The following is a 6,263-nucleotide window of genomic DNA, read 5'->3' as shown; positions in this document are numbered from 1 at the left end:
TTAAAGGTTTTCCTTTACTAAAACCAGCACGATCAGCCTCTACAATGATTAAAGAAAGATTTGCTGAACCTTTCTCCGTGTTGCCTGTTTTACAGACGACTATTGCCATATCGCAAAGATAGCCATTGGTAATAAAGATTTTAGAACCATTGATTACATATTCATCACCATCAAGTACGGCAGTCGTGCGGACGGCTTGAAGGTCTGAACCTGTACCTGGTTCCGTCATGGCAATCGCAGTTACAGTTTCACCTGTTGCCATTTTTGGCAACCAATGCTGCTTTTGTTCTTCATTACCAAAGTTGTTGATATAGTTCGCAACAATGTCTGAATGGAGCGAGAAACCTGTGCTTGAATCCATTGCATAGGCTTGTTCTTCGATCAAAATCATGCTGTAAAGACGATCTACACCTGATCCACCATATTGTTCAGGCATAGTGGTACATAACAGACCAAGTTCGCCAGCTTTATTCCATAAGTCACGGTCAACATGTTGTTGTTTCTCATATTTTTCAATATTTGGAACAACTTCTTTTTCATAAAATTTACGTACAGTTTCACGAAATGCTTCATGATCAGACGTAAAAAGCTTGCGTGGTAACATGTTTGGAATTGGACGAATAGCACCTGATTGCATTTGTTATTTTTTCCCTAGTTTATGGATTAAAAATCATCATCACCATACAAGAAATCGAAAATATTGAACAATGTGATCAATGCTCAATTTGATTGATGTATTTGGTCACTTAGGAAAAATGTTGACGAAAGTTATAGTGCGATCGGGTACACTATGCACAAATAGTTGCATAGCGGAACATAAGATGTCTGATGAAATGACGTTAGAAGAACGTAAGGTAATTTACCGTGCTCGTCGTGGGTTAAAAGAAATTGATGTGTATTTCGACCCTTATGTGAAGAATTGCTATTTGAGTGCTGAGCCTGCTGAAAAAGCTTTATTTGCTGAGTTGGTTGATCAAGAAGATCCAGATTTGCTTGACTGGTTTATGGAAGTGGGTAATCCCCCTCGAACTGAGCTAAAAGAATTTATCTTAAAATTAAAACATAATGTACACGGCTAATCAGCGTGTTTTTGAGTTGCAATACAGTCGGTTTTCGATTGTATTGCAACTTTTGATTTTTCTTGGAATCAACTTTTTATCTTATCTATTATTAAAACCTTTATTTTTCTTTATCAGTTTTCTTTTCATGTGTGGTGCATGGGCACTATTTTTTAAACAATCTCAAATTAAAAAGATCGAGAATTTAGAAAAAAATTTATGGTCAGTCGAATTTTCTGATCAAAATTTAGATATTCAACAGCGGGAAATTCTTAAAATAATTGATCATCATTGCTACATCGTGATCTATTTTTCTGATCCACAGCATAAAAATTTAATCATTTGGTGGGATCAATTATCCTATTTTCACTGGAAAAACCTGAAAATACTCGTAAAACTAGCATAATTGTTCGACAATTCTACAGTTGTATATTTTTATTAAAATAATATTTTTCAGTTGGTTATATATTTTTTTCATCTTTTTACTTTGAATTGTTAGATTAAATACTCTAAAAAATACTGAAAATATGGATTGTCAGACAATTCAGCCTTTAACCTGAGTTCATTTTCGTTAAAGTACAAACACCAACGTAAAGTGTGGTGGAGGTCCTAAGATGATGGAAATTCCAACATGGTCGTTTCTGGTGATTGCAACTATTCTTGCAATCGTTATAGGAAGAGCAGGAACTTTACTCAGGGAACTTCTTGAATCACAGCAGCATCATGTTGTAGTGACCAAGAGAAAGAGATTGAAGGTGTCATCAATATATCACAATCCCGTGAATGCTGATGATGAACGTCGATCTGGTATCTATCAAAAGTAGATACAAAAGTGTAGGAGGTCTCTATGGAGATTTCAATGTGGATGTTTCTAGTAATTGCAGTCGTTATGGCGATTGTTGTAGGAAGAGCTGGAACATTACTCAAGGATTATTTTTGATAAAAACTAAAAGATAAAGAGTTTCACGTTTTAACCAGTTAATAAGTAGCATGTGCTGAACCGTCGCAATGCTACTTTTTTTTGCCTGAAATTTATGTATTCTGAATTCTATGTCAATTCGCTTATCTGTGAATTGTGTTAAAATGTCCATGTTAAAATTAGAGCAATTACTCTTTAATTCAAGTATTGCATCTGATAATGTACATCTAAAAGGAAAAACAAATTAAAGAGGACAGGAAGAATGTCTAAGCTCCACAAAATGGGAAAGGGTGTGGCGGTTGCTTTGCTTACAACATCAATGTTATCTGGATGTTCGTATGTGATAAAAACAGGGGCGAATGTTGCATTAGGTTTTAGTGAAAATCATATTGTTCCACCAATTTTAGCGATGGATGATGCTGAAATGGTGTGTAATTCAGGGAATGCTTTAACCCCTGCAATTATGTCAACAAAAGATATGGGTGCAGACCCGACCCGTATGGCGGTATTGTTATATACCGCTGCGGGTATTTGTGCTGAAAATGAAGCACTTGAAGCTGAATTACGCTATTTACGTGCAGCTAAAGCAGGTCAAGTGACCGAAGCTCAGGATGCTCGAGTTGAGCAAAAACGCTGGGCTGGTATTGCTGCTGAACGTCAATATGCAAGTTATAAGCTTTTTGCCAATCGTTGGGAAGCAAAATACAATTATAAATTAGGTGACTCTTGCCCAACCATGCGCAACGACCTTGATCAAACTGTTTATTTGCTCGGTATGATTAATGGTTTGCAAGCAATGACCAATGATATTAACTCAGGCGGTGCGATTAACGTTCCTAAAGATATTGCAGGTATCGTTGAACGCGGCATGGTTTGTCTAGATAATGAAAAATTCTGGGGTGCTCCAATGGCAACCCGCGCGGTCATTTGGACATTATTGCCAGGTGCAGGTGATGGTAAGCCAGAACCTTATGCGACGCTGAAAGAGTCGATGGCTATTGGTGAGAAGAAGGGTGTCCGTTTAGCACATGCTTTGTATGCTGTTGCAGCACAAGCAAGTGGTGATGATGCCAAACTTCGTGATGCGTTCCGTTCATACGCCGCTGCAACAGGTGATGATAAACCTGCTAATCCTCAATTTAGATTGATTGATAAAATGGCTGGTTTAATGGTTCGTGGTATTGCTGATCGTTATTGGACAGAAAATACGGGCGTAAGATCGACACGAGAAGGCTTATCAACGTTCTGGGATGATCAGCCAGAAACTTCTTCTGAACTCGATGATTTATTTGATGGTGGTGGAGATGAAGCATCTGCACCAGCTGAAGAACAACCAGCTCAGTAACCTGAATTAAACGACCTTTTACAACATTAAAAATGAAGTGATTTATTATTTTTAAATCGTAAAAGGTCTGTTTTGAAGAAAGGGGCGTAAATGAAAGATCAAATATGGATAGGGAAAGTCATTTTGATCGCGGTATGTGTTTCAGTATCAGCGTGTCTTCAGGTTTTTCCCGATCTTTTCATTTACTGGAGACCGAGTTTACTCGCTGAGTTTTGGCGATTGTGGACCGCGCATTGGGTACATGTGGGATGGATGCATTTCTTTTTGAATATGTTGGCATTCGCTTGTCTACCTTTTATTTTTCCTCATGCACGTAATTGGCATTTATGTGTATTACTGCTGTTACTTCCGCCATTTATCAGTCTCATCTTTTATTTCTATTTACCGTATATTGAAGCATATGCTGGGCTTTCAGGTGTATTACATGGTTTATATACCGCAGTCGGTTTGGTGTATCTGCAATATCCGAAAGAAAGAAAGTTTGCCATTTTAGTGCTGTTACTGATTGCCGCAAAACTAGTTTGGGAAAATACCTTTGGACAAACGGGTACGGCACAGCTGATAGGTAGTCCTGTACTTACTGAGGCGCATTTGATTGGTGCGATCGGTGGTGTGTTATGTGGGCTAAGTTATTTAGTGTTTAGAAGGATAGAGAGAACAGATTAATTGATAAAAACAACCAATAAAAAAGTGAATGTAGTCATTCTTTTTTGAAAAAGTTTGCTGCAAATTTAGGCGGTTTGAAAAAGGGATTGGTTACCAAGAGGGTAAATTCATTTATCTATCAACCATTGACTTCGCATGAATCAACATCTTTGGATGGATGTTGCTAACAAAAATTGGAATAGACATGCAAAATGATCAAGAGAAAAAGTCTGGATTAGGTCTACTGAGTTATATTTGGACGGAGTGGATATCGACATTTGTCATCCTCGTCTTATTACTAATGACGTTGGTCATTGGTACAGGTGAGATGATTCATGGTCAATTATTGCGTATGGGGGAGCGTCTGTATGGCGATCCTGATACAGGAATGCAATACTCATTTCTTCGTGCTGAACCAGAAAAGCCAAGCTGTGATCGACATCCGAATATCGATGCACAAGTTCAAGAGCAGATGAAAATCAATGCTGCTGATGAATTTGCAAGTATGTTTGGTGTTGCATCTGAAGCTGATGTACGTGCTTCATTGATTGCTGCTCGAGAGCAGTGTGATGAAAAGTATCAGTTCTATGATAAAGCAATGAAGCATATGGAGGCTCATCCGAGTATCCGTACTTATCGTAAAATTGAAACGAGCTTCTTCGGTATCTTTAAATTTGGTACTGAGAATCGTGCATTATTTTTAGTGATCATGGTTGTCTTCGCCGCAATCAGTGCGACCCTAAAAACACATCATATTGGTTTACGTAGTCCAGCGACTAAAATAGATTTCCGTGTTTACAGCGTTGCGATGCTACTCGGTAATGGTTTCCTTACATCATCTGTGATTAGCCAATATAATTCTGTCATGAATTCTGGCGTGCCAATGTCTCCAGAAATGAAGATCATTTATTGGTTATGGATGATTCTATTTGGTTGTTTAACTTTAATTAGTTTATTCCAATTAGCGAAACCACCAACACCAACACGTCAGGGCGGTAATATTGGTTTAGCATTCCTCAGCGTGCCGCTATATGCATATATGGCGATCATCACGGGTGTTGCATTTACCTTCTTTATGGACTATCCAATGGGGCAAGGTATTTATCTTGGTCAGTTGGTTGAGTTCTCAAACATCTTCTTGAATCTTGCCTTGTTTATTTGGGCGGGTATGTTGCTGAAGCAAACTCGTATTGTAGATTTATTCTTAAATATTCTACGCCCATGGAATTTGGCGCCTGAAACATTAACTTGGTTAATCTTAATTGCAGCAGCATTACCAACAGCCTACACAGGTGCGTCTGGTATTTTCGTTATTGCGGCTGGTGCAATTATTTATAAAGAAGTATGGAATGCGGGTGGTCGTCGTCAATTTGCTTTAGCAGCGACAGCACTATCTGGTTCGATGGGTGTCGTACTTCGTCCGTGTTTATTGATTGTCGTGGTTGCTTCATTGAACAAAGAGGTAACGACTGATTTACTTTATCAATATGGTTTATACACTTTCTTATTAACCTCGACTTTATTCTTGATCATTGCATTGATCTTTGCGGAGCAGAAATTCCGAATTGCACCGCTTAACATTGCTTTGCCAAAATCTTTACGTGCATTCGTGCCAGTTTCTCCATATATCGTAATTTTCGTTTTAATCTGGTTGTTCTACAAACATGCTTTAGCGACTGATTTAAATGAATTTACGGCGCCAGTGATGATGCCAATCATCTTATTAATAATGGTGTTGTTTGATAAATTACGTAAAGAGCCTGCACCATTAGCACCAGTAGGGCATTGGGATAGTACGTTAAATACCTATACTGCACCTGTAGATGGTACGCAACCTGCCGCTCAAATCAATCCTGAAGATGATCCTCGCAAGCCAGAGCGTAATGTTTCGTTTGGTAAAGCATTGCATTTATCAACAAGTGAAACGGTTGGGCACATTGGTGCGCTTGTGATCTTGATGGCACTCTCAGTTAGTGTTGGTGGTTTCCTTGAACATATCCAAATTATGGAGACTTTCCCGAAAGATATTAGCAGTACCTTTGTTGTTATTAGCTTAATCGTAATGCTGATGATCTTCGTGGGTATGATCATGGATCCATTTGGTGCAGTGATTTTGATTACGGCAACTGTCGCGCCTGTAGCATATCAATACGGTATTGACCCTGTTCATTTCTGGATGATTGCACTAATTGGTTTTGAATTGGGCTATATCACACCACCAGTTGCATTGAACCACTTATTGGCAAGGCAATCGATTGGTGATGCAGAAGTCGCGGAAGCGGATGCAGAAGTTCGT

General features: G+C 38.7%; 7 protein-coding genes. 6 read left to right on the top strand and 1 reads right to left on the bottom strand.

The annotated features are described in order from the left end of the window. On the bottom strand, positions 1 to 637 hold a 637-nt coding region (locus B4237_RS04730; RefSeq protein ID WP_286941845.1), incomplete at its 3' end, for an acyl-CoA dehydrogenase family protein. A 184-nt stretch (positions 638 to 821) separates the two neighbouring features. Here B4237_RS04730 and B4237_RS04725 point away from each other — a divergent pair. The 6 genes from B4237_RS04725 to B4237_RS04700 form a co-directional block, all read left to right on the top strand. Next, complete coding sequence (locus tag B4237_RS04725) at positions 822 to 1,079, top strand: succinate dehydrogenase assembly factor 2 (RefSeq protein WP_007481805.1); 258 nt, start codon at positions 822 to 824, stop codon at positions 1,077 to 1,079. Then, positions 1,066 to 1,464: a hypothetical protein gene (locus tag B4237_RS04720; RefSeq protein ID WP_278595303.1), complete on the top strand. Its 399-nt coding sequence runs from the start codon at positions 1,066 to 1,068 to the stop codon at positions 1,462 to 1,464. The genes B4237_RS04725 and B4237_RS04720 overlap by 14 nt, the downstream gene beginning before the upstream one ends. Positions 1,465 to 1,672: 208 nt before the next feature. Beyond that, entirely contained in the window at positions 1,673 to 1,882 is a 210-nt protein-coding gene (locus B4237_RS04715) for a hypothetical protein (protein ID WP_004877600.1), read from the top strand. A gap of 357 nt (positions 1,883 to 2,239) precedes the next feature. Further along, positions 2,240 to 3,322 (top strand): hypothetical protein, encoded by a 1,083-nt coding sequence (locus tag B4237_RS04710; RefSeq protein WP_019385419.1) that lies wholly within the window; start codon positions 2,240 to 2,242, stop codon positions 3,320 to 3,322. Between the two features lie 90 nt (positions 3,323 to 3,412). Next, complete coding sequence (gene rrtA, locus B4237_RS04705) at positions 3,413 to 3,988, top strand: rhombosortase (protein ID WP_019385418.1); 576 nt, start codon at positions 3,413 to 3,415, stop codon at positions 3,986 to 3,988. A 184-nt stretch (positions 3,989 to 4,172) separates the two neighbouring features. Continuing rightward, on the top strand, positions 4,173 to 6,263 hold a 2,091-nt coding region (locus B4237_RS04700), incomplete at its 3' end, for a TRAP transporter large permease subunit (protein WP_286941839.1).

This window comes from Acinetobacter sp. UBA6526 (assembly GCF_002434875.1).
Classification (GTDB): Bacteria; Pseudomonadota; Gammaproteobacteria; order Pseudomonadales; family Moraxellaceae; genus Acinetobacter; species Acinetobacter venetianus.
The sequence above is the reverse complement of the archived record's forward strand: the minus strand, read 5'-3'. Positions and strand labels throughout refer to the sequence as shown.